Source organism: Parasulfitobacter algicola (assembly GCF_013315265.1).
Lineage (GTDB): Bacteria > Pseudomonadota > Alphaproteobacteria > Rhodobacterales > Rhodobacteraceae > Parasulfitobacter > Parasulfitobacter algicola.
The window spans coordinates 154477-177217 of the sequence record NZ_JABUFE010000002.1 but is presented as its reverse complement, the minus strand read 5'-3'; the positions used below and the strand labels follow the sequence as shown (position 1 = coordinate 177217).

At 50.8% G+C, this 22741-nt stretch carries 21 protein-coding genes; 13 read left to right on the top strand and 8 right to left on the bottom strand.

The window, feature by feature from the left end:
* Window positions 1-20 precede the first annotated feature (20 nt).
* The 5 genes from mreC to HRQ87_RS04605 are packed head-to-tail and all read left to right on the top strand — an operon-like array spanning window position 21 to window position 5590.
* On the top strand, window positions 21-929 hold the full coding sequence (mreC, locus tag HRQ87_RS04625) for a rod shape-determining protein MreC (RefSeq protein WP_174135738.1): 909 nt from the start codon (window positions 21-23) through the stop codon (window positions 927-929).
* Window positions 929-1570 (top strand): hypothetical protein, encoded by a 642-nt coding sequence (locus HRQ87_RS04620; RefSeq protein WP_174135736.1) that lies wholly within the window; start codon window positions 929-931, stop codon window positions 1568-1570. Before mreC ends, HRQ87_RS04620 begins: the two co-directional genes overlap by 1 nt.
* On the top strand, window positions 1567-3513 hold the full coding sequence (gene mrdA, locus HRQ87_RS04615) for a penicillin-binding protein 2 (protein WP_174135734.1): 1947 nt from the start codon (window positions 1567-1569) through the stop codon (window positions 3511-3513). The genes HRQ87_RS04620 and mrdA overlap by 4 nt, the downstream gene beginning before the upstream one ends.
* The gene (gene rodA / locus HRQ87_RS04610; protein ID WP_174135732.1) at window positions 3510-4655 is read left to right on the top strand and encodes a rod shape-determining protein RodA; all 1146 of its coding nucleotides are present in this window, start codon (window positions 3510-3512) and stop codon (window positions 4653-4655) included. The genes mrdA and rodA overlap by 4 nt, the downstream gene beginning before the upstream one ends.
* Before the next feature lie 8 nt (window positions 4656-4663).
* Window positions 4664-5590 (top strand): 2-hydroxyacid dehydrogenase, encoded by a 927-nt coding sequence (locus HRQ87_RS04605; protein ID WP_174135731.1) that lies wholly within the window; start codon window positions 4664-4666, stop codon window positions 5588-5590.
* Here HRQ87_RS04605 and HRQ87_RS04600 read toward each other — a convergent pair.
* The 3 genes from HRQ87_RS04600 to HRQ87_RS04590 all read right to left on the bottom strand — a co-directional run bounded on the left by HRQ87_RS04600 (window position 5587) and on the right by HRQ87_RS04590 (window position 8031).
* Window positions 5587-6387 (bottom strand): crotonase/enoyl-CoA hydratase family protein, encoded by an 801-nt coding sequence (locus HRQ87_RS04600; RefSeq protein ID WP_174135728.1) that lies wholly within the window; start codon window positions 6385-6387, stop codon window positions 5587-5589. The genes HRQ87_RS04605 and HRQ87_RS04600 overlap by 4 nt on opposite strands.
* A gap of 76 nt (window positions 6388-6463) precedes the next feature.
* Window positions 6464-7222: an enoyl-CoA hydratase-related protein gene (locus HRQ87_RS04595; protein ID WP_174135727.1), complete on the bottom strand. Its 759-nt coding sequence runs from the start codon at window positions 7220-7222 to the stop codon at window positions 6464-6466.
* 14 nt (window positions 7223-7236) lie between these two features.
* Window positions 7237-8031, bottom strand: a complete 795-nt coding sequence (locus HRQ87_RS04590; RefSeq protein WP_174135725.1) for an SDR family NAD(P)-dependent oxidoreductase — start codon at window positions 8029-8031, stop codon at window positions 7237-7239.
* 407 nt (window positions 8032-8438) lie between these two features.
* Here HRQ87_RS04590 and HRQ87_RS04585 point away from each other — a divergent pair, with 407 nt between their 5' ends.
* Entirely contained in the window at window positions 8439-9893 is a 1455-nt protein-coding gene (locus HRQ87_RS04585; RefSeq protein ID WP_174135723.1) for a substrate-binding domain-containing protein, read from the top strand.
* A 4-nt stretch (window positions 9894-9897) separates the two neighbouring features.
* On the opposite strand, the gene truB is transcribed toward HRQ87_RS04585, so the two are convergent.
* The 3 genes from truB to rbfA are packed head-to-tail and all read right to left on the bottom strand — an operon-like array spanning window position 9898 to window position 11970.
* Window positions 9898-10803 (bottom strand): tRNA pseudouridine(55) synthase TruB, encoded by a 906-nt coding sequence (gene truB / locus HRQ87_RS04580; protein ID WP_174135721.1) that lies wholly within the window; start codon window positions 10801-10803, stop codon window positions 9898-9900.
* 51 nt (window positions 10804-10854) lie between these two features.
* On the bottom strand, window positions 10855-11571 hold the full coding sequence (locus HRQ87_RS04575; RefSeq protein ID WP_174135719.1) for a phosphodiester glycosidase family protein: 717 nt from the start codon (window positions 11569-11571) through the stop codon (window positions 10855-10857).
* A 3-nt stretch (window positions 11572-11574) separates the two neighbouring features.
* A complete protein-coding gene (gene rbfA, locus HRQ87_RS04570; protein WP_174135717.1) occupies window positions 11575-11970 on the bottom strand; it encodes a 30S ribosome-binding factor RbfA in 396 nt (131 codons plus the stop codon).
* 100 nt (window positions 11971-12070) lie between these two features.
* Here rbfA and dapB point away from each other — a divergent pair, with 100 nt between their 5' ends.
* On the top strand, window positions 12071-12880 hold the full coding sequence (gene dapB / locus HRQ87_RS04565) for a 4-hydroxy-tetrahydrodipicolinate reductase (RefSeq protein WP_174135715.1): 810 nt from the start codon (window positions 12071-12073) through the stop codon (window positions 12878-12880).
* An 86-nt stretch (window positions 12881-12966) separates the two neighbouring features.
* Entirely contained in the window at window positions 12967-13329 is a 363-nt protein-coding gene (locus HRQ87_RS04560) for a dihydrodipicolinate reductase (protein WP_174135713.1), read from the top strand.
* 16 nt (window positions 13330-13345) lie between these two features.
* On the opposite strand, the gene HRQ87_RS04555 is transcribed toward HRQ87_RS04560, so the two are convergent.
* Complete coding sequence (locus HRQ87_RS04555; RefSeq protein ID WP_174135711.1) at window positions 13346-15646, bottom strand: Hint domain-containing protein; 2301 nt, start codon at window positions 15644-15646, stop codon at window positions 13346-13348.
* A 131-nt stretch (window positions 15647-15777) separates the two neighbouring features.
* Entirely contained in the window at window positions 15778-16728 is a 951-nt protein-coding gene (locus HRQ87_RS04550) for an alpha/beta hydrolase (protein WP_174135709.1), read from the bottom strand.
* 164 nt (window positions 16729-16892) lie between these two features.
* Between HRQ87_RS04550 and ttcA the strand changes: the two genes are divergently transcribed.
* The 5 genes from ttcA to yihA all read left to right on the top strand — a co-directional run bounded on the left by ttcA (window position 16893) and on the right by yihA (window position 22740).
* Window positions 16893-17744, top strand: a complete 852-nt coding sequence (gene ttcA / locus HRQ87_RS04545; RefSeq protein ID WP_174135707.1) for a tRNA 2-thiocytidine(32) synthetase TtcA — start codon at window positions 16893-16895, stop codon at window positions 17742-17744.
* 87 nt (window positions 17745-17831) lie between these two features.
* Window positions 17832-19385 (top strand): putative bifunctional diguanylate cyclase/phosphodiesterase, encoded by a 1554-nt coding sequence (locus HRQ87_RS04540; RefSeq protein ID WP_246251752.1) that lies wholly within the window; start codon window positions 17832-17834, stop codon window positions 19383-19385.
* A 156-nt stretch (window positions 19386-19541) separates the two neighbouring features.
* Window positions 19542-21350, top strand: coding sequence for a membrane protein insertase YidC (gene yidC, locus HRQ87_RS04535; RefSeq protein WP_174135705.1), 1809 nt, complete (start codon window positions 19542-19544; stop codon window positions 21348-21350).
* Window positions 21350-22090, top strand: a complete 741-nt coding sequence (locus HRQ87_RS04530) for an MOSC domain-containing protein (RefSeq protein WP_174135703.1) — start codon at window positions 21350-21352, stop codon at window positions 22088-22090. The genes yidC and HRQ87_RS04530 overlap by 1 nt, the downstream gene beginning before the upstream one ends.
* A complete protein-coding gene (gene yihA / locus HRQ87_RS04525) occupies window positions 22090-22740 on the top strand; it encodes a ribosome biogenesis GTP-binding protein YihA/YsxC (RefSeq protein ID WP_174135701.1) in 651 nt (216 codons plus the stop codon). The genes HRQ87_RS04530 and yihA overlap by 1 nt, the downstream gene beginning before the upstream one ends.
* The last annotated feature ends 1 nt before the right edge of the window (window position 22741 follow it).

Genomic DNA, 22741 nt, shown 5'->3' with positions numbered 1-22741 from the left:
GCCCCTAAGGGACAAACGCATTGGCAAAAGACAAAAGTGCATCGGATATGTATTTCCGCCCGCTTCGGCGTTTGCTGGCCGGGGTCACTTTTATGCTGCTTGTGGGCATCTTTTTGTTGTGGCGGATCGACAGCCCGCGCGTGGAGCGGCTGCGGGCAGACCTGACCGACCGATTTGTCCCAAACTTCGAATGGGCGATGGCGCCTGTGACGGGCACAGTCAATATCGCCAAAGATTTCCAAAGCTATCAGCAGGTTTATGAACAAAACCAGCAGTTGCGGCGTGAATTGCAGCAGATGAAAGCCTGGAAAGAAGCGGCATTGCAGTTGGAACAGCAAAACGCTCAGCTGCGTGATCTGAACAATGTGCGTCTTGATCCGAAACTGACCCATGTGACAGGTGTTGTACTGGCTGACAGCGGATCGCCGTTCCGGCAGTCTGTTTTGCTGAATGTCGGTGCGCGGGACGGAATTATGGATGGCTGGGCCACGATGGACGGTGTTGGTCTGGTGGGGCGCATTTCCGGGATCGGAGGCGAGACCTCGCGGGTTATTCTTTTGACCGACAGCCACAGCCGCATCCCCGTGACCATTCAGCCGTCCGGTCAACGCGCCATTATTGCGGGCGACAATGCAGCATCGCCCTTGATCGAATTTCTGGAAGACCCAGATATGGTGCGCCCGGGGGACCGGGTTGTTTCATCAGGCGATGGCGGGGTGTTTCCGGCGGGCTTGCTGGTTGGGCAAATCGCGCAAGGCCCGGATCAAAGATTGCGTGTGCGACTGGCTGCTGACTATGAGCGTATGAAATTTCTGCGGATATTGCGCAAACAGCCCAACGCGCCCATTACGGATACAGGTGCCATGCTGGCGCCAGCGCTTTCATCACAAACGGGCGCCGGTATTATTCCGCTACAGGACAGCCAGTGATGGAAACGTTATCATCCCGCACTGTCATATACTGGCTGGGGTATTTCGGTTTGGCGATGCTGATTATCATGCTGAATATTCTGCCATTACAAACTGTCCCACCGGAATTCTTTTCGATGAATGCGGTATCGCTTGAAAGCAATGCAACCACCATGTTTGGTTTGGTATTCGCAGTTTTGAAATCCTTTTTAGCTGATTTTGTTCTGTCCCTTGTGTCCACGCCGAATGTGTTGCTGGCGTTCACATGCGCTTGGGTTTTGCGCAAACCGGAATATGTGCCTGTTATGCTGATCGGTGCGGTCTTTTTACTGGCAGATTTTTTGCTGCAGCGCCCCCCTGGGCTTTATGCAGCAGTGGTTATTATCGGGACAGAGTTCCTGCGCCGCCGCGTCATGGAGCTGCGCGGGGCCCCTTTTTTGGTGGAATATCTGACTGTGGCCGGGGTCATTTTTGCCATCGCCATTATGTACCGCATTTTTTCATCTGTCGCAGTAATCACGCCCCCTGATTTCTGGCTTTTGTTCCTTCAAGCCGTATCGACGATTGTTATCTATCCACTGGTTGTTTTTGTAACCCAAGCCGTTTTCGGCATCCGGTCGGTGATGCCGGGTCAGTTGGATGAAGGCAGGGGGCGGCTATGAAGCGATCTGCCAAAGATACTGCGACCAGCGTTCAAAACATCACCCGGCGTACGCTGATCCTGGGTGGGGTACAGGTGGCTGTCCTGGGGGCCTTGGGTTGGCGCATGCGTCAACTGCAGATCGAACAGGCCGATCAGTTTCGGCTTTTGGCAGATGAAAACCGGATCAACATGCGTTTGATTCCGCCAGCGCGGGGACTGATTTTTGATCGTAATGGCGTCACACTTGCGATGAACGAACAGAATTATCGCATTACGCTGGTGCGCGAAGATGCCGGTGACATGGAACAGGTTCTGAAACGGTTGTCCCTTATTGTTCCGCTCAGCGAAGAAGAGATTCAGGAAACGATTGCAGATGCCAAAAAACGCAGTCCGTTTGTACCTGTTACAATCAAAGACTGGTTAAGCTGGGAAGACGTGGCCGAAGTGTCCATCAATGCACCCGCCTTACCGGGTATCACGGCCGAGGTCGGATTGTCCCGCCAATATCCAATGGGGTACGATACCTCCCATGTGATCGGCTATGTTGGACCGGTGAGCGATTTCGATCTGCAACGGCTGGATGATCAGGATCCGTTGTTGCAAATTCCACGGTTTCAGATTGGCAAAACCGGGGTCGAGGCAAAGCTGGAACGCCGCTTGCGCGGGTCTGCTGGCACAAAACGTATTGAAGTGAACGCCGTTGGCCGCGTGATGCGCGAATTGGACCGAAAGGAAGGTAATGCAGGCACGGATCTGCAGCTGACTATTGATGCGTCGTTGCAAAACTATGTGCAGGCGCGATTAAAGGGGCAGGCGGCATCGGCGGTGGTCATGGATTGCGCTACCGGGGATCTGTTGGCCATTGGATCCGCGCCGACATTTGACCCGAACCTTTTTGTTCGCGGGATATCCAGTGCCAATTATAATTTGTTGCGTGATAACAAATACCGCCCGTTTCGATCCAAAGCAGTTCAGGATATTTACCCCCCCGGATCAACGTTCAAGATGATCACGGCGATGGCCGCCCTTGAAGCGGGTTTGGTCGATTTTGATGAAACGGTCTATTGTCCCGGTTATACGCAGGTGGGCACGCAGCGGTTTCACTGCTGGAAGGGTGGTGGGCACGGTCATGTTGATCTGCAAAAGTCGCTTAAGGAAAGTTGCGATATCTATTATTATGATATCGCTCAACGGGTCGGGATTGATAAGATCGCCGAGATGGCGCGCAAGATGGGCATTGGCGTGCGCCATGATATCCCGATGTCTGCCGTGGCCGAAGGTCTGGCGCCCGACAAGGCGTGGAAAAGGTCAGTGCGCGACGAGGCTTGGCGCATAGGTGATACGGTCAATGCCGCGATTGGTCAGGGTTATGTACTTAGCTCTCCTTTGCAATTGGCGGTTATGACAGCACGGATTGCGACAGGCCAGGCGATTGAACCGCGTCTGATTAAATCAATGGACAGTGCAGAACAACCAATCGCCGATTCTGATCCGCTTCAGGTCAATCCTGCTATTCTAAACGCAGTGCGTCAGGCCATGTATGCTGTGTCCAATGATCGTAAAGGGACCGCTTATGGATCCCGTATTGTCGAAGATGCGTTTCGGATGGCGGGAAAAACGGGTACAAGCCAGGTCCGTCGCATCACTGCCGAAGAACGCAGACAGGGTATAACGCGTAACGAAGACCTGCCTTGGGAACGGCGCGATCACGCACTTTGGGTGAATTATGCCCCCTTTGATAATCCACGCATTGCGGTATCGGTGGTGGTGGAACATGGCGGCGGCGGGTCACGGGCCGCAGCCCCCATCGGCCGCGATATCACTTTGCGGGCCTTGTACGGTGAACTTCCGCCGGTGTCTGCCTATCCTGCCAAAGATCGTGACCGCATTACGCAACAACATCAGGCGATGGAGTTGCACGATTTCACAAACCCGACCACAACGGACAGTGATCGCGCATGAGTTATCTTGAACATAATGTCAAAACCGTTCCGATGGGTCTGCGCAAAATTCTTTATCTGAATTGGCCATTGGTGCTGCTTTTGATCAGTGTGGCCAGTGTCGGGTTCCTGATGCTTTACTCGGTGGCTGGTGGATCGATACGCCCTTGGGCCGAACCACAAATGAAACGGTTTGTCATGGGGCTTGTGCTGATGTTCGGTGTTGCCATGGTCCCGATCTGGTTTTGGCGCAATATGGCGGGCTTGGCCTATGCTGTTTCGCTTATCTTACTGATTTCAGTGGAATTTTACGGCGATGTCGGCATGGGTGCAAAGCGTTGGATTGATCTTGGTTTTATACGATTGCAACCATCCGAATTGATGAAGATCACTTTGGTTATGATGATTGCGGCTTACTATGATTGGTTGCCCGTCGATCGAGTTTCGCATCCGCTTTGGGTGATGGTGCCGTTGGTTTTGATCATATTGCCTGTGTTTTTGGTACTGAAGCAGCCCGATCTTGGGACATCCATTTTACTGATTATGGGCGGTGGGATTGTCATGTGGCTGGCGGGTTTGCATTGGGGTTATTTCGCGGCGGTCATTGTGTCGGGCTTTGGGACCGTGTTTGCCGTTATCCAATCGCGCGGTATGCCATGGCAGATGCTGAAAGACTATCAGTACCGCCGGATTGATACATTCTTGAACCCTGATAATGATCCGCTTGGCACTGGATATCACATCACGCAATCTAAGATTGCCCTTGGGTCGGGTGGTTTTTCCGGCCGGGGTTTCATGCAAGGCACACAATCCAGATTGAATTTTCTGCCCGAAAAACACACCGATTTCATCTTTACCACTTTGGCCGAGGAATTTGGTTTTATCGGTGCAATTTCTTTGCTGGCGCTTTATGCGTTGATCCTGATCTTTTGCTGTGTGTCGGCGCTGAACAATCGGGATCGTTTTGCATCGTTGTTAACATTGGGCATCGGTGCCACGTTCTTTTTATTCTTTGCAGTCAACATGTCGATGGTCATGGGATTGGCCCCGGTGGTCGGTGTGCCGCTTCCGCTGGTCAGCTATGGTGGATCGGCGATGCTGGTCTTGATGGTGGCCTTTGGTCTGGTACAAAGCGCGCATATTCATCGCCCCCGCCAAACGTAAGGCTTTCCATGATCAACGTTCTTTTCGCAGCCGCCGACATTCGTTGGGATGTCTATAAAGATGCCTTGCCTGTTGCCTTTGAAAAGGCGGGCTTGGATGTAGATCTATCGCGGGATCATGACCCTTCCGTCGTGGATTATATCGTTTATGCCCCAAATTCCGGGTTAACCGATTTCACGCCTTTCACCCGGGCCAAAGCAGTCTTGAACCTGTGGGCCGGGGTCGAAGATGTCGCGGGCAATCAAACTTTGACCATACCGTTGGCGCGCATGGTCGAAACCGGATTGCGCGATGGTATGGTGGAATGGGTCACGGGACATGTGCTGCGCCATCATCTGGGGATTGATAAAAACCTGAAACAGCAGGATGGTGCGTGGCGACAACAGGTGCCGCCCTTGGCCAAGGATCGCCCTGTGACTGTGTTGGGGTTGGGTGAACTGGGCGCGACGTGCGGGCGAATGCTGGCTGCGTTGAAGTTTCCGGTTACCGGATGGAGCCGCAGCCAAAAGGACATCCCCGGCATCACTTGCCTGTCGGGCGATGATCTTGATCTGGCATTGGCGCGTGCGGATATTCTTGTTCTGCTTTTGCCGCTGACGGGTGAAACGACAAACATTCTGAACGCTGAACGCATTGCGATGATGCCAAAAGGGGCGATTGTCATAAACCCGGGCCGGGGTGCGTTGATCGACGATGACGCACTGCTAGCGGCGCTGGATAGCGGCCATCTTAGTCATGCAACGCTGGATGTTTTCCGTAAGGAACCTTTGCCCTCAGATCACCCTTATTGGAAGCACCCGCAAGTCACCGTGACCCCGCACATCGCATCTGAAACACGTGCTGATACGGCATCGGATGCCATTGCGGACAATATCAAACGGGGTGAGTCAGGCTTGCCATTTGTGAATGTCGTTGATCGCGATTTGGGGTATTAGTCATTTTTCGGCTTTACAAGTGCGGCTGTTTTATTCGCGAAGGCTTCAAGGCGGTCCTGGGCTGCGGGTTGGGTGTTGACGATGCCCGCTACGACTGCCTCGGCATAGGATGCGTCCAGTGCGGACATGTTTTGCATATGTGAAATGGCCGAACAGATTGCAAAATTCGACAAAGGTGGATTGTCGGCAGCAGCGCGCGCCAATTCCATCGCTTTTGCTTCGCTGTCGCCATCGATCAGATATTGGCAAAGTCCGACCTGCAATGCTTCTTCACTTTTATAAATGCGGCCCGTCAGCATCATGTCGATCATACGCGCCTTGCCGATCAGATCCGCAACGCGGATCGTTGCGCCGCCGCCGGTAAATAAGCCACGCTGGCCTTCGGGCAGGGCAAAATAAGTCCCTTGATCCGCCACGCGGATGTGTGCGGCTGAGGCCAGTTCCAGCCCACCACCAACAACAGCGCCTTTCAGGGCTGCGATCACCGGAATGCCCGAATATTCGATTTTGTTGAACGCTTCGTGCCAGCGCATACAGACATGCATGAAATCTGCCGCCGTGCGTTGTTGTTTGTAATGTTCCACCAGATCAAGACCTGCCGAAAAATGCGCACCTGCGGCGGTCAGTACTACGGCTTTCACACCCGACCGTGGCAAGATGGAAAAAAGCGTTATGAATTCTTCGATCGTGTTGGCATCCAGCGCATTACGTTTGGCTTCGCGGTTCAGCGTGACCGTGGCGATACCATCGTCCACGCTGAGTTTCAGGTTTTCAAGCGCAAGATCGTCAAGGTTCATTCTGGATTCTTTCCTGTATGGGCAAGCCTAGGCACCAGTCATCACCCTGAAACCGGATCAAGTCAACGGTTGCCGATTATCCAAAGTTCGGGGGGCGTTTTTGCATGAAGGCAGTCACGGCTTCGGCGAATTCAGGGCTTCCAAGGCGTTGCATGAACATCAGGTTTTCAGCATGCATCCGTGCGGCCAGATCTTCGGGTGGGCGTTGCATCAACTGCTTGGTCTCGCGCAAGGCGGCAGGGGCGAGGGTGCTGATTTTATCTGCAAAGGCCAGTGCGGTCGGCATCGCATCTTTGGGCGAAACGACATGCGCGGCAAGACCTGTTGCCAGGGCTTCATCAGCCAGAACGGGGTGGCCTGTCATCAGAATTTCGGCAGCACGCTGGCGCCCGACGTATTGTGGCAGCAGCATCGAACTGGCCGCTTCCGGGACCAATGCCATTTTTATGAAGTTGAAATGCAGTTCGGCGTCCGGGGTCAGAACCACATGATCTGTATGCAAAAGCATTGTTGCACCAACGCCTACGGCCTTGCCTTGAACCGCTGCGATCAACGCCACATCGCTTTCGCGCAATGTTTTCAGAAACCGCAACACAGGGCTGTCTGGGCCGGTCGGCGGGCGCGCCATAAAGTCCTGTAGATCATTTCCGGCGCAAAAGCTTTCGCCTTCGCCACTGAAAAAGACGGCCCGAACAGACGTATCTGCATTCGCAGTTTCAATCGCATCGGCAATGGCCGTGTACATTTCGACCGTTAGTGCGTTTTTCTTTTCAGGCCGGTTCAGGTGGATTTTCACCACAGGTCCCTGCTGGTTAATTTGAACATGGTTGGTCATCGAATATCCTTTGTCTACATCTGACGGCCGGTTTTCGCGGCAAGCATCTGACGGGCTTGTCCCATGCGTTGCAGCCATTTGTCCGGGTCTGCCGCACGGGACTGGAAATAATCCAGCGTTTCAGGGTGGGGGAACACATAGCTGCGCCCGTCATCAAGGGCTGCCATCATTGCAGTTGCCACATCTTCGGGCTGAAGGATTGCGCCAACGGCTTTCAGGCTTGTCTCGGCCCCTTGGATCAGGTCGGTTTGCACACCTTGGGGGCAAATACACAGCACACGTAACCCCTGGTGCGCGTGGGCGATGGACAGACTTTCGGCGAATGACACAGCTGCGTGTTTGGTACAGCTATAGGGCGCAGATCCCATCTGGTTCAGCAGTCCAGCGGCCGAGGCGACAATCATAAAGATGCCCTGGCCGCGTTTGATCATGCCGGGCACAACATGGCGCGCGGCATAGACCGATGACATAACATTGACCTGCCACGATAATTCCCACGCAGCGTTTGGGGCGCCAGCGGCCATATACGTGGGGCCATCAGACCGCGCCACGCCAGCGTTCGAGACAAATATATCAACCGGTCCCATTTTCCGTTCAACGCCGGTTAGAAAATGCGCAATATCAGCTTCGTTGGTCACATCGACCTTGGTGCCATAACCGCCGCACGCCTTTCCAACGTCATGCGCTTCGGCTTTATCAAGATCAGCAATGGCAACCCTTGCCCCGGCTGCGTGAAGTGATTTTGCAATGGCTTTGCCAATGCCGCGTCTGCCGCCGGTCACAACAGCAATTTTTCCAGTCAGATCCATGGCATCCTGCCTTATGATATACTTTGACTAAGGGGTCTTATGACAGCCTTTATGTCAATAGGATCGCTGCGTCGCTACATCAGGCATCACGTAATATTATTACCCCTGTGATTCGAATTGTGAAATATGCCAAATTTCAATCCTAGCGAGCTCTGCACAAGGTAAATAATCCCTATTGGCGAATTCTATTAATATAAATGATAGTTTTTGCTGATTGTGAACAATTTATGACGCCAAAATCATATTTCAGGACTAATGTTACGTTGGGTAATTATTAAGTGGAAGAGGTGCCAACTGTGAAAGATTTATGTTTACGAGTCGTTGTGTCTAGTTTGTTATTAACAGTTCCCATGTTCGGGAGTTTTGCAGAAGAAGTGCTTTTAAAATCGCCAGACGGATCTCTGGAAATGAGAGGCGATCTAAAGGCTGTTCGTGAAGATGTCTTTATTTTAGCGACAACAATCGGTGATGTGCAGATCCCTCGTTCAGCAGTGATGTGTATCGGAGATTCGTGTCCCAAAATTGACAAGCCTCAGGCTGACATTGTCATTCGTGGGTCAGATACTGTCGGGGATGAACTGATGCCGCTTTTAATTGAAGGTTATGCCAATTCTTTGCAGGCAGCGACTGCCAACCGCCGAGAGGTGGGCGCAGATACCGTTTCACTTAGCATTCGGGATAATTTTGGTGACGGCGAAGAGATCTGGATCGCAGAAGTTCAGGCGGCTGGATCATCGACAGGATTCAGGGCCTTGATTGACGGGCAGGCTGACATTGCAATGTCATCGCGTCCTGTCAGATCTATCGAAGCTCAGGCAATTGTGTCACAAGGTCGAGGCGATCTTTTAAATATTAATCAGGAATACGTCGTCGCTGTAGATAGCATTCTGACAATCGTATCGCCACAAAATCCGATAAATGAATTGAGCATGACGCAGTTGGCTGATTTGTTCGCGGGACGGATCAGGAACTGGTCTCTGGTCGGTGGACCAGATATCCCGGTCACTGTTTTCACGCGCGCACCAACGTCAGGGACGCGCGGAGTTTTCCAAACACAGATACTAGAGCCGAAAGGGCTTCAGATGGCGTCTAATGCTGTGGTGCTGACTTCAAATCAGGAAATGTCCAATGCTGTCGCCACCACGATCGGTGGCATCGGTTATGTTGGGTTTGCATCAAAGCGCGGCGCGAAAGCCGTTGATTTGATAGCTGATTGCGGCATCAAAATGTCTGCCACGCCGTTCGCTTCCAAGACTGAAGAATATCCACTTGAACGCCGTTTACGACTTTACGTTGATAACAAGCAGTTGACTGAGACTACAAAAGGTTTGTTGGACTTTGCGATATCATCCGAGGCGGACGGTTTGATTCAAAAGGCTGGTTTCGTTGATCTAAGCGTTAAGGTTGACCCCGATTTTGGCGCAAGTCGTATCATACAAGCCGCCCAACAGCTGGATGAAGCGAGCGCTTTGCAGACCATGCGCGACATGATGATCAATTTGAGCGGTGTGCAACGGTTATCGACGACCTTCCGGTTTGAAAGTGGTTCTGCTAGTTTGGATAATAAATCTGTGCGTGATCTAAAACGCGTGATCGAATTTATCGCAAAGCCTGAAAATCGTAATAAAGAGATTATTCTTGTTGGGTTCACCGATAATTTTGGGTCATTTACTGCTAATGCTGAATTGTCCAAGGCACGTGCCGCAGTTGTCCGAGAAGCATTGTTGCTTCACCGCGATGCGGCATCTTTGCAAGGTGTCACCATCCGCGCGACCGGATATGGAGAATTGTCACCCGTTGGATGTAACGACACAGATCAGGGCCGAAAACGGAACAGACGCGTTGAGGTCTGGATGAAATAGCGCTTTAGTTGTTGAAAACGCGGCTGGGGTGCAGCTGTCCGGCTTTATAGACCCCAACCGCAACAGCATGCCCGTCATGTGATACCCAAGCTTCGTCACCATATTCCACATCGGCAGCAAAAACCATTCCGGGGTTACCATTGCGCAGTTTTGCTGCGGCGTCGGCCGGACAGCGCAGTTCCGGCAGATCGGTCAAACCGTCTTCCAGTGGGCGCAGATATTGGTCAAGTTCTGTCGTCTTTGCGTGCTGATCCAACAGATCAAGGCTTATGCCGTCCGCTGCATTGAATGGTCCCGACCAAAGTCGGCGCAATTTCAAGACATGGCCGTGACAACCAAGGGCGACCCCCAGATCGCGCGCGATGGATCGGACATAACCGCCTTTGCCACAGATCATTTCAAGGATAACGTGATCCTCATCGATGCGGTCGGTCATCACCAATTCTTCAACCCAAAGCGGCCGCGCAGCGATATCCACATCCTGACCGTCACGCGCCAGTTTATAGGCGCGCTGACCATCAATTTTCACGGCTGAAAATTTGGGGGGAACCTGTTCAATATCCCCTACGAACTGGCCCAAGGCATCTTTGATCTGATCATCCGTTGGTCGATTGGGGCTTTCGGCAATCACTTCGCCTTCTGCGTCATCGGTGTTGGTGGCCTGGCCCAGGCGGACCGTAAAGCGATAGGCTTTCAGGGCATCGGTAATATAGGGGACTGTCTTCGTTGCCTCGCCCAATGCGACAGCCAGAACACCTGTTGCTTCGGGGTCCAGCGTGCCAGCGTGGCCTGCTTTTTTCGCATCCATCGCCCATTTGACTTTGTTCACGACTGAAGTTGATGTGATGCCTGCGGGCTTATCAATGACCAACCAGCCCGAAATATCGCGCCCTTTGCGTTTGCGTGCCATATTTTATCCCTTGTCAGCGCCGGGGCGGCATACGCAATGCGCACGGTTTGGTCAATCAACCACACCTATGATCGGTCCCATTTGCACACCAACATCCGATCTTTCAAGTTGCGGTGCGTGCAGACGTGAGATGCGCCCATCAAAGTAAAGTGCGTTTTCAAGTTCAAAGTGTTCCAGAAAAAGCGATGCAAATTCATAAAATGTGACTGAATTGTCCGAGATCGCAAAAATGGCGCGTTTGCCGTCTTTGCTGGTTCCGACGCCATTTCGGATGTTGCGAAATGTGCTATCGGGCAGAAAACTGTTGTGACGCTTGCCATCGATCACCAACATTGGACCTGATTGCGTGGCATACTGGCAGCTGGGCTTTTCATCCGCATAGCGCAGGGTTTCAATGACATCAGCCCGCTTTGAGCGAATACAAAGCACGCCGTTTGGCAACATGCCAAAGTTGCCAGGGCCGGCATTGGGGATTATTCGCATGACTTCCTGGCCATTTTCAATGAAATGACCGACCGGCGCGCGATCTGGATGGTACATGCCTGCGTTCATGGCAAAGGGCAGGGTGCGTTCTTCCAGTAACTCTTCCAGTCGATAGAAATGGCCAATGATCTTACCCTCAGGGTCTTTCAGGAAAAGTTGCAGATCATCCTTGGTCAGGTCAACTTCGCACACGCTGTATGTGTTGCCGCCATGCGGGACCTCGGAACAGTCGACGGCCAAAGCGGGTGCGGGTAAAATAAGTAAGATAAGAAGGAACCAGCGCATCTTCTATTCCTCGATATCGCGGCGCACATTATCTTGGGAAAACAGGCGGCGTGTATCATCCATGCGATCAAAGGTTTCATCCAGGCGAAATCGCAGTTCGGGTGCGAATTTCAGCGTCAGGCCTTTGGCAACCATTCGGCGCAATTCGGCCTTGTTGCGTTTCAAGGCCTCTAATGCATCATCTGCGCCTTGGCCGCCCAGGGGCAGCACATATGCGGTTGCGATTTTCAGATCAGGCGACGTTGTCACTTCGCCGACTGTGATTGAAATGCGATTCAGATCTGGGTCATGCACATCACCACGGTTCAGCACATCGGCAAGTGTGCGGCGGATCAGTTCGCCGACGCGCAGTTGTCTTTGTGATGGGCCTGTGCCTGTATTGAATTTATTCTTTGCCATTTGCTTTCATTTACGCCGTTCTGCGGCTTTTGCCAAGCAAGGCTTTGCCATCCCGGCAAGGCTTCGCTAAAGAAATATAGATTTTTGAGGGAGATAAGGCATGACGGATTTGCCAGGCATCGTTGTTACCGGCGCATCGGGCCGTATGGGACAGATGTTGATCAAAACGATTCTGGGCAGTGACCGGGCCCGTTTGGTTGGTGCTGTTGAACGATCCGGGCATGATTGGATCGGACAGGATATCGGTCATGCGATGGGCCAGGCCGATATTGGGATGACGGTCACAGACGACCCATTGGACGTCATGGTGAATGCGCGTGCTGTCATTGATTTTACAGCACCTGCCGCAACGGTGGATATGGCTGCGTTGGCGGCACAAAGCCGTGCTGTGCACATTATCGGGACAACCGGTTTGTCTGATGCGGATCTTGCCAAAATAACAGCGGCCGCCCGTCATGCTGTTGTCGTCAGGGCAGGTAATATGAGCCTTGGTGTCAATCTTTTGGTGAAATTAACGAAAAAGGTGGCGCAGGCCTTGGATGAGGATTTCGATATCGAGATTATCGAAGCCCATCACAATCAAAAGGTCGATGCGCCATCTGGAACGGCTTTGATGTTGGGCGATGCCGCTGCCGAAGGGCGGAATGCCAGGTTGGATGATATCAGTGACCGGGCTCGGGATGGGATTACTGGTGAACGCAAACGCGGCCATATCGGGTTTTCGGCCATACGTGGCGGGGATATTGTGGGCGAACATGATGTGATGTTTGCAGCACCGGGCGAACGCATTGTGTTGCGACACATCGCCAGTGATCGCCTTATTTTCGCACGCGGTGCATTGAAAGCTGCACTTTGGGGGCTGGATCAGAAGCCTGGGGAATATGACATGATGGATGTGCTGGGTCTTTGATCCGATCACGACATTGCGATTACTTTTTGTGATCCGGAATGACTGAAATTTCGTAATCCTTCTCAGTAACAATGAGGAAGCGTGTCATGTTCAGAAATCTTAGCTTTTGTTTTGGGTTGGCTATTATCTGTAGTTTGCCGTCAGTTAGCTTGGCTGAACTTGCAAAAATAACTGATAAAGCACAGTTTGTTGAAATCGTGAACGGCAAAACGCTGTCTCGTCCATTGGTTCGTTTGGAGGTAACACCTGATGGCAAAATTGCAGGGACAGGTGCCACTTTTCCCATAGAAGGGTCATGGAAATGGGACAGCGGGTTTTTTTGCCGTGATCTGATTTGGGGCGGGGATTCACTGGGCTATAATTGCCAGGAAGTCCGGGTGAACGGATCATCCATCCGATTTACAGCTGACCGCGGAAATGGCGATTACGCAGATTTTCGAATTCGTTGAATCACGCGATTGCAGGCTATTCCGTCAGCATATGGCTTTGTGTGCCACGTACAGTCATGCGTGCGGACGGACCATATGCCTTGGTTCCGGCTTTAAGATCGGGAAACAGCGAAAACAGCTCTTCGCGGGCTTTGGGATCAATGCCGCCAAGGCTGTATTGACCTGGATTATAGCTTTCTGTCTGCGCGCCATTGGAAAAGATCACTTCGTGCTGATCAAACAGAATATGGTGATAGGTCACCAATTGCGGGGCGATCCGTACAATATCGCGTCCGTTCACAAGGTGTTTTGCGGCCACCAAAACTTCATCTTCGCCAAAATACAATTGAGCGCGATAGTTTGAAATCAGCATCCTGTGCTGTGGTGAAACACGTAAAGTGCGATCATTGTTCATTATGCTGCCAGGCGCGAATTCGATAGGGGCCATTTTGCCTTGTGCAAACAATGTGCGGCTGCCAGTCCAGCGAATTGCCTGCACGCCGTTGTCGCGTGTGACAACCAGATCGCCAACTTTTAGGTCTTGAACATTGCGCAGTCCATGTGGGGTCAGAATGGATGTGCCTTGTGCAAAACAAATAATCGTTTCGATATTTTCAAACGTGACAACAGTGCCATCCAGCAAGGTTGCCGTTCCAGACAGGCCGCCTGCTGCATCATCGGTGTTGGTATATACGATGGAACCAAGGTCAAGTTGACCGTTAAAATCAAGTGTATCGCCAAGGGTTTCAGCACCTTCGCCACCGCCGATGAAGATAGTGCCGCCGTTCAGTTCGGCAGGATCAATAGTGAATGTATCGTCACCATCGCCGCCGGTTGCGCTGTCACCCGATCCAACGTTAAAGACATCATTCCCGGCGCCGCCATCCATGGTATCGGCACCTGCACCGCCTGTCAGGGTGTCGCCGCCATTGCCGCCGGACAAACTATCATCGCCGGTTCCCCCATCCAGCACATCAGCACCGCCGCCGCCGATCAGCACATCAGCACCGCTTCCGCCAATTAAGGTGTCGCGACCTGTTCCACCGTCCAAAGTGTCGTCACCGTCGCCGCCATCAAGGGTATCACGGCCGCTTCCACCCAAAACCTGGTCTTCGCCTTCACCGGCTTCGACCAAGTCATTACCGTCACCCGCATCGACAACATCGTCGTTGGACCCAATTGGAACAGCATCAAAGTGCACATCTGAAATATTGACGCCCTGCTGCGTATCACCACCGTTATCATATTCAATGACAATGCGTGAAACGGGGCCTGCGATTTCAATCAGCGCAGAGCCATCTGCCTGACTTGCATTGTCGCCATCAATCAAAGCGGTAATTGTATTGCCATCAACGCTGTCATTGCCACTGATTGTGATGTTGACGGGGACAGGATTCCCATCAGCGTCAAATGCCGTGATGGTCAGAATATCCTGGAAATTATTGTTACCATTTATAACACCATCAATATCATTTATGCGAAACTGTACATTTTCGACTTCGTCTTCAAAACCGGATCCTGCGACTGCGTCGAAATCCATCGTAACGATGGAATTGTCAGCCCCACCGTCTGCAAAAAGATATGCAGACGAGCTTGAGTCAAAAGGCTCGCCTGTATCCACATAGACTTGGGTGTTGCTTTCTGCTGAAAATTCATCGCCATTGGGGGTTGGTGATGCATCAGAATAGCTGACGGAAACATTGATGTTGCCTGTATTCTGCGTGACGCCGCCAGACAGATCAGCTTCATCCCCAAAATCCTGCCAGTTCAGGGATTCTTCGACAGGGGCATTGGTGTTCGGATTATCGTTATTATCAATCTGATCGCCATGAGGGTCGCCGGTGTAATCGGTGTCGATGACATCGTCGCCATCTGTGCCTTCGACAATACCGTCTGAGAAATCAGCATATGTAAAAACGTCGTCGCCATCATCGACATCGGGAACATCATCGAAACTGACGATTTCATAATCACGCCCGGGAATTAGCGGAACCTCGGAAATTGTATAGAAACCTGCCGATGGCCCGCTTTCTATCTCAAAACTTGAAACCTGAAATTCCTGACCCGTTTCGGTGTCGCGGACTGTCCAGACTTCTTCTGCATCAACGCTGATACCGCTGGTTGTTGTTCCACCCAACGTAATTTCCGCAGTGGCGGTTTCGCCGTTCGTACTATCATCATCATCCAGCACCTGATCATTAGGCGAAGTCTGATTGTCTGTGATGATCGCAATGCCTTCAGCTTGAGCTGGACCATTATATGTCGACGTGTTTCCGGGCGTTTGTGAAAAAACGTTAATGGCATCTATGTTATAAAATCGAACGTCAAAAACCGGCATTACTGATATCCTGCAAATCGTACACTTACTTACTGACTAGCTAAATGAAAGTTGTTATTAACGCAACTTTAACGTAACTATTCGGTAAATTTATGTCGATTTATAGACTGCATGCCGTTAATAATAGGTTTTTACTTTTCAAGAATGAGACTGTTACGTATGCCAGTTCGCGTTGGAATTGCATTTCGATCAATCTCACCCGTAATGGTGCAAAATGCATCACGCATAAATGTTTCATCATAAAAATACCAGGAATGGGCTGGAAACTCCAAATCCTGAAACTGTACGCGGTTTTCATCGTAATAAGCGCCAACATCAACATTGACGGCCTTTTGTGGTGCATTTTGAGGCAATCCGACACGCCCGGCCCGTGGTGCTGCACCAATGCGTTTCACATCAGATAACGATAAAATACCGTCGTAAGGGTTTGCATAATTCGTCAGCCGCATACAATGGCGGTAAAGTGATGCCGATTTTGGATTTTCCGCCGCCATTGAGGCGGCCGAGACATCCGCAGAAACAAACAACATTTGACTGACCGACCAATTTGTTGATGCAATCGAACGTCTGTCATCGGCATCGTCAAAAGCCTCGCGTACCACATAGCATCCCATTGAATGGGCCATTATGTGAAGATTTATACCGCATTCCGGTGTCTGCATCTGAGCGAAAACGCGGATGCCGTCATCGACTAAGCGGCGCGCGGTTTCTTTGGCGTCCGTGCGGTCTTCCAAGTAATTCAATGCTTTGTCGGCGGCAGGCCAATCAAAGCTGACCACAGTTCCTTTGAACCCCTGACGTCTAAGCCCGTTTTTGATCAGACGATGACGCGCCAGCGTATTTTGCGTTGTCGTATTGAACCCGTGAACATAAAATACAATTTCGCCATGACCTGAGTGATTAGGGCATGCATCGTCCATCACTGCATTGCGCCATGTTTTTGGCATTTGGCCTGGGCGACCCATTGCCTGATTTGGAAGCAGATCATCGGCGGTCCCTGGAACAGCCAGAAAATATGTACTGCCAGGTTCGTTATCAAACGCATTTTGGCGCACGCGTCGCACACTGAAAATGTAATCCATTCTAACTTACCTCCCGGGGTCACATCGACAGTGAAACCAAGCTGTGCGTTCGCAGCAAGTCATAAAGATAGCTTATCCGGACCCCCGTGTCATTTCTGCCTTTGAAGTTAAGGTCGATACGATTAAGACGACTGCAGTTTTACAGCACTTTATGCAGGTGACCGATGCTTGATGATCTTGATGACATACATCCGTTGTTTCACGGCGCACCTTCAACGACCGAGTTTAAAAAGCTGCGTAAACGTATCGTGCGCCAAGTGTCTGAAGCCATTGATCAATACGGCATGATCCAGCCGGGTGCGCGGTGGTTAGTTTGTCTATCCGGCGGCAAAGACAGCTATACCTTGCTGGCCGTTCTGTATGAACTGAAGTGGCGGGGTCTTTTGCCGGTAGATCTGCTGGCCTGTAATCTGGATCAGGGGCAACCAGGTTTTCCTGCGACGATTTTACCTGAGTTTCTGGAAAAGATGGGCGTTCCGCACCGCATAGAATATCAAGACACCTATTCGATTGTTGTCGACAAAATACCGCAAGGGCGCACATATTGTTCGTTATGTTCGCGATTGCGGCGCGGGCATTTATACCGGATCGCGCGCGAAGAAGGGTGCAGTGCTGTGGTGCTGGGTCATCATCGTGATGATATTCTTGAAACGTTCTTTATGAATCTTTTTCATGGGGGTCGTTTAGAGACGATGCCGCCGAAATTAGTGAATGAAGAAGGCGATTTGTTTCTTTATCGCCCGTTAGCACTTGTCGCGGAAGTCGATTGTGAAAAATTTGCCCGCGCGATGCAGTATCCCATCATTCCATGTGATCTTTGCGGCAGTCAGGATGGATTGCAGCGTCAACAGGTCAAACGCATTCTGGATGACTGGGAAACAAGCAGCCCAGGCCGGCGACAAGTGATTTTCAGATCGTTGATGAATGCGCGGCCGTCGCATCTTTTGGATCCTAGACTTTTTGATTTTCAAGAGCTTGAACTTAAATCCAAAGAAATTGAGAAAAATCCTAATTAAGTTTCCAGGGTGAATTAACCTGCGGCTGACATTGCCTGATTAAATCTTGCTGAACCAAGGGTGCGGTTCGAAGCAGGGGATACTAAAATGTCAAGGTTTCAGGAAAATCGTTTGCGTCAATCGTGGAACCGAATGGGTGCAGTGATGCACGCAACCTATAGCCTTGTTCTGTTGCCTGTGGTGGCTTTGACAGCTTATTATCTTGGCGGTGAAATGGTATTGCTGGCTGCGTTATTTGGAACACCACTTTTGGTTTTTATCATTGTTTTGATCGTACCTGGCGTGGTTTTGCGTAATTCATCACGCGAAGATCTGATTGGACTAAGTGCCCGTGATGATCTGATCGACATGCTTGACACTGTTCTTGAAGACAGCGCTGAAACAGGCCGCAAAACGCTGTGTCTGGTTATTGATCTTGATGATATTCTGACATTATCTGAACGCTTTGGTCGCAATGTGCTGCACAAATGCCTTATGCGCATTGCTGAACGAATGCGGGGCACATTGCGTGATGAAGATGTCATAACGAAACTTGATGGCAATTGTTTTGCCGTTGCGATGGCCCCTGTGCGCCACCTTGATCTTGAGGTTGCTATACAAATTGCAAAACGGTTGCAGTCCGCCATAGAAGAACCATTGTCGTTGGATGTGATCACTGTTCATCCGTCAGCATCAATTGGTTTTGCAATGCCATCCCGCGTGGACGATGCAACCGGTGAAAAGCTTTTGGATGCGGCGGAATGTGCTGTGATGGAGGCGCAGCAAAACAAGCCATCGGCCATTCGTTCTTACGTGCCTGAGATGCGCAGACGAATGGAAACGCGCAATGCGTTGGTTGATGAAATTTCAATTGCGCTTGAAAATGGTGAAATTATCCCTTGGTTTCAGCCGCAGATCAATGCGGCAACGGGTAAAATTTCAGGGTTTGAGGCATTGGCGCGCTGGATACACCCGGAACGCGGTCTGATTCAGCCCGGCGACTTTTTGTTAGAACTTGAACAGGCCGGTCTAATGGAGCGTTTGGGTGAGGTCATATTATATCATTCCCTTGCAGCCCTGCGGTCTTGGGATAGCACCAGTTTTGAAGTCCCACGAGTCGGGGTTAATTTTTCAAGCGCAGAATTGCGCAACCCCAAACTTGTCGACAAGCTTAAATGGCAGCTGGACCGCTTTGAACTTTCGCCTGACCGTCTTTCTGTTGAGGTTTTGGAGACGGTGATGGCGCGCAGCGATGATGATATAATAACACGTAATATCAGTGCGATGTCCGATTTGGGCTGCGGTATTGATCTGGATGATTTTGGCACCGGCAATGCCTCCATTTCCAATGTTCGCCGTTTTGCGGTCGAGCGCATAAAAATTGATCGGTCTTTCGTGACGAAACTGGACGAAGATCAGGAACAGCAACGTATGGTGTCTGCAATTTTAACTATGGCACAGCGGCTTGGTTTGGACACCCTGGCAGAAGGCGTTGAAACGGTCACTGAACATGCCATGCTGGTTGATATGGGCTGTGGGCATGTACAAGGTTTTGGTATTGCAAGGCCGATGCCAATAGAGGAAACCGCGCTTTGGATGCGGCAGTACAATGCGCGTGTTCAGCCTGCTGAGGCTCAAAATAGATTTCGCAATGTCATCTGATTAATAAAGATTGTAATTCTGCCATTTGCCTACAAATGGAAAGGACGCCCCGAAAAGCGCTATTACCAAAAGAGCGCGGACAGGAAAACAGCTTGACCTTTGGTCGGTCAATCTGTTGAACCCTCCTGACCAAGTAAAAAGCAATGGCAGAGCCTTATGAATGATCAAAACAAGAACCTAATTCTTGCATGTGTACTAAGTTTCCTGGTCATCATTGGCTGGTCTTTCTTTTTCCCGGCTCCTGAACCACCGCTGCCAACGGAAACGCAACAACCTGTTGGCGAAGGTGTCAGCACACCGATCGCTGCAGATCCAGTTGAGACGGTGTCGAACAGTGCGACCGAACAAGAAACGTTGCAATCTGCATTGTCTGAGGCGCCTCGCGTACCAATCAATACGCCCGAACTTGGTGGGTCGATATCGTTGTTGGGTGGCCGTATCGACGATTTGGCATTGAAAAGCTATCGTGAAGAGCTTGATCCTGAAAGTGATATTGTCAGACTGTTGTCCCCATTTGGTGCAAACGACGCCTATTACGCGCTTTATGGCTGGGCCCCCGGTGCAGGCGTTGAACTTGAAGACGTTCCTGGCCCAAACACATTGTGGACGCTTGAACAGGGTGATGAACTGACTGTTGATACACCGGTTGTTCTGCTTTGGGATAACGGAAACGGTTTATCTTATCGTCGCACGATTTCAGTTGATAAAGATTTCATGTTTTCGATTGAACAATCCATCGAAAACAATACTGCCGAAGTTGTCACTATGGCCCCTTATGGCATTGTCGCGCGTCATGGAGAACCTGACATCATTGGGTTTTTCATCCTGCACGAAGGCATTGTCCGCATGTCTGATGGGACGCTGGACGAAACCGATTATGACGATATGACAGAGTTCGAATTCTTGGAACGGGAAGGCGCACGTGCCGATGTCATTCGTGTTGAGACTGACGGCTGGATTGGCTTTACCGATAAAAACTGGATGACGACTTTGATCCCGCAACCCGGTACATCATTTCGATCCGTCGCGAAATATGATGAACGCAGGGATATTTATCAGGTCGAAGCCGTTCTTGGTGTTCAGACTGTTCAACCGGGAACGACCGCAAGCGCATCCAGCCAGCTTTTTGCGGGTGCCAAGGAATGGGAAGCCATTCGCGATTACCAGAATGAAGGTGGGATAAAGGGTTTTATCGACAGCATCGATTGGGGTTGGTTCTTTTTCCTGACTAAGCCCATCTTCTGGTTGCTGCATGAACTTAACCTTTTGATCGGCAACATGGGTTGGTCAATCATTGCGTTGACGTTCATCATCAAGGCATTGCTGCTGCCTTTGGCTTATAAATCCTATGTTTCCATGGCCAGAATGAAAGAGCTTCAGCCGGAAATGGAAAAGCTGAAAGAGGCGGCTGGAGACGACAAGCAGAAAATGCAACAAGGCATGATCCAGCTTTATAAGACGAACAAGGTTAATCCTGCGGCGGGTTGCTTGCCGATTTTGCTGCAGATCCCAATATTCTTTTCGCTTTATAAAGTGATTTTTGTCACGATTGAGCTGCGTCACGCCCCTTGGCTTGGATGGATACGCGATCTTTCTGCGCCAGATCCGTCATCAATCCTGAACTTTTTTGGGCTGTTCCCATGGGATACGCCGGACCCAGGATCGTTCTTTTTCATCTTTTCACTTGGTGTTTTGCCAATTTTACTTGGTGTTTCGATGTGGCTTCAGCAAAAACTGAACCCTGCACCAACGGACGCCACACAAGCGATGGTCTTTGCCTGGATGCCGTGGATTTTCATGTTTATGCTGGGCAGTTTCGCATCGGGTCTTGTCTTGTACTGGATTGCAAACAACATGCTGACGTTTACACAGCAGTACGTGATCATGCGCAGTCAGGGCATAAAACCTGATATTTTTGGCAATATAAAATCAAGCTTCAAAAAGCCTAAGCAAGACGCAAAGTAATGGCGGTTGTGTCCGACATATGGCGTTATCCGATTAAGGCACATGGCGTAGAAAAGCTGGAAAGTGTTACCTTGGAAGCGGGTAAAACAATGCCATGGGACAGAACCTGGGCTGTTTTGCACGAAGCTGCGCAATCGACCGGTTCAAAATGGGCGAAATGCGCAAACTTTTCGCGCGGGGCCAAAGCGCCAAAGCTTATGGCGATCCATTCAGTCTTTGATGAAGACGCCGGGGTAATCACACTGTCACATCCTGATCTGCCGGACATTCAGTTCAACCCAGACACTGAAAGTTCCGTATTTCTAGATTGGGTACAGCCACTGATGCCCAAAGATCGCGCGCGATCAACAGATATTGTGCGTGCCGATCGCGGAATGACAGATACGCCTTTTGAATCAGTCAGTCTGTTATCGCATGACTCACTTCGAAGTCTGTCGAATCAAGCCGGTGTATCCCTTTCTTCCCGTCGCTTTCGCGGCAATATCTGGATCAAAGGGCTGGACGCATGGGAAGAGTTTAATTGGATTGGCAAAAAAGTGCGTGTTGGCGGTGCGGTTTTGAATGTTGTTGAAAGAATTGGCCGATGTATGGCGACCCATGCCAATCCTGACACAGGCGCGCGTGACCAAGATGTTTCATCCCTGTTAGAAAAAAAATGGGACCATAAGGATTTTGGTATATACGCCGAAGTTATTGAAACTGGTGATATAAAATCCGGTGATGCGGTACAGGTGATCTGATGCAAGTTCCTTTTGTTCATGCGCCTGATCCTGATGACATTACAAAAGAACAAGGGCGCAAACTTTTTGCGGGTCAAACCGAGTTTCTAAAAGGTGTGGTGGCCATGAACGGCCTGCCGCCTGATGACCGATTGGAAGTTTGTTTTGCAGGGCGGTCCAATGTTGGAAAATCCAGCCTGATCAATGCATTGACAGGACGCAAAGGACTGGCACGTGCGTCGAATACGCCTGGTCGAACGCAAGAAATCAACTTTTTCACAGTTGGCGATGACTATTACCTAGTGGATTTGCCCGGGTATGGATTTGCGAATGCGCCATTGCCGGTTGTGGAAAAATGGCAGCGATTGCTAAAGTCCTATCTTTCGGGTCGTGCCACCTTGCGCCGCGCTTTTGTGTTGATTGATGCCCGCCACGGGATCAAGGCGGTAGACGAAGATATTCTGACCCTGTTGGATCGCGCCGCTGTTACGTTCCAATGTGTACTGACGAAGGTGGACAAGATCAAAGCGGCCGATCGCGAAAAGGTTTTTGATCAAGTTCGAACAGCCCTGTCAAAACATCCCGCCGCTTATCCAGAGATTGTGCTGACCTCATCCGAAAAGGGCGACGGGATCGCGACTTTACGAAGTATAATCGCAACGCTTGAATAGG

Excerpts from the sequence above, each read along its gene's own strand:
- HRQ87_RS04620 (WP_174135736.1), top strand. The coding sequence starts at position 929 with ATGGAAACGTTATCATCCCGCACTGTCATATACTGGCTGGGGTATTTC.
- mrdA (WP_174135734.1), top strand. The coding sequence starts at position 1,567 with ATGAAGCGATCTGCCAAAGATACTGCGACCAGCGTTCAAAACATCACC.
- rodA (WP_174135732.1), top strand. The coding sequence starts at position 3,510 with ATGAGTTATCTTGAACATAATGTCAAAACCGTTCCGATGGGTCTGCGC.
- HRQ87_RS04605 (WP_174135731.1), top strand. The coding sequence starts at position 4,664 with ATGATCAACGTTCTTTTCGCAGCCGCCGACATTCGTTGGGATGTCTAT.
- HRQ87_RS04600 (WP_174135728.1), bottom strand. The coding sequence starts at position 6,387 with ATGAACCTTGACGATCTTGCGCTTGAAAACCTGAAACTCAGCGTGGAC.
- HRQ87_RS04595 (WP_174135727.1), bottom strand. The coding sequence starts at position 7,222 with ATGACCAACCATGTTCAAATTAACCAGCAGGGACCTGTGGTGAAAATC.
- HRQ87_RS04590 (WP_174135725.1), bottom strand. The coding sequence starts at position 8,031 with ATGGATCTGACTGGAAAAATTGCTGTTGTGACCGGCGGCAGACGCGGC.
- HRQ87_RS04585 (WP_174135723.1), top strand. The coding sequence starts at position 8,439 with ATGAGAGGCGATCTAAAGGCTGTTCGTGAAGATGTCTTTATTTTAGCG.
- truB (WP_174135721.1), bottom strand. The coding sequence starts at position 10,803 with ATGGCACGCAAACGCAAAGGGCGCGATATTTCGGGCTGGTTGGTCATT.
- HRQ87_RS04575 (WP_174135719.1), bottom strand. The coding sequence starts at position 11,571 with ATGCGCTGGTTCCTTCTTATCTTACTTATTTTACCCGCACCCGCTTTG.
- rbfA (WP_174135717.1), bottom strand. The coding sequence starts at position 11,970 with ATGGCAAAGAATAAATTCAATACAGGCACAGGCCCATCACAAAGACAA.
- dapB (WP_174135715.1), top strand. The coding sequence starts at position 12,071 with ATGACGGATTTGCCAGGCATCGTTGTTACCGGCGCATCGGGCCGTATG.
- HRQ87_RS04560 (WP_174135713.1), top strand. The coding sequence starts at position 12,967 with ATGTTCAGAAATCTTAGCTTTTGTTTTGGGTTGGCTATTATCTGTAGT.
- HRQ87_RS04555 (WP_174135711.1), bottom strand. The coding sequence starts at position 15,646 with ATGCCGGTTTTTGACGTTCGATTTTATAACATAGATGCCATTAACGTT.
- HRQ87_RS04550 (WP_174135709.1), bottom strand. The coding sequence starts at position 16,728 with ATGGATTACATTTTCAGTGTGCGACGCGTGCGCCAAAATGCGTTTGAT.
- ttcA (WP_174135707.1), top strand. The coding sequence starts at position 16,893 with ATGCTTGATGATCTTGATGACATACATCCGTTGTTTCACGGCGCACCT.
- HRQ87_RS04540 (WP_246251752.1), top strand. The coding sequence starts at position 17,832 with ATGTCAAGGTTTCAGGAAAATCGTTTGCGTCAATCGTGGAACCGAATG.
- yidC (WP_174135705.1), top strand. The coding sequence starts at position 19,542 with ATGAATGATCAAAACAAGAACCTAATTCTTGCATGTGTACTAAGTTTC.
- HRQ87_RS04530 (WP_174135703.1), top strand. The coding sequence starts at position 21,350 with ATGGCGGTTGTGTCCGACATATGGCGTTATCCGATTAAGGCACATGGC.
- yihA (WP_174135701.1), top strand. The coding sequence starts at position 22,090 with ATGCAAGTTCCTTTTGTTCATGCGCCTGATCCTGATGACATTACAAAA.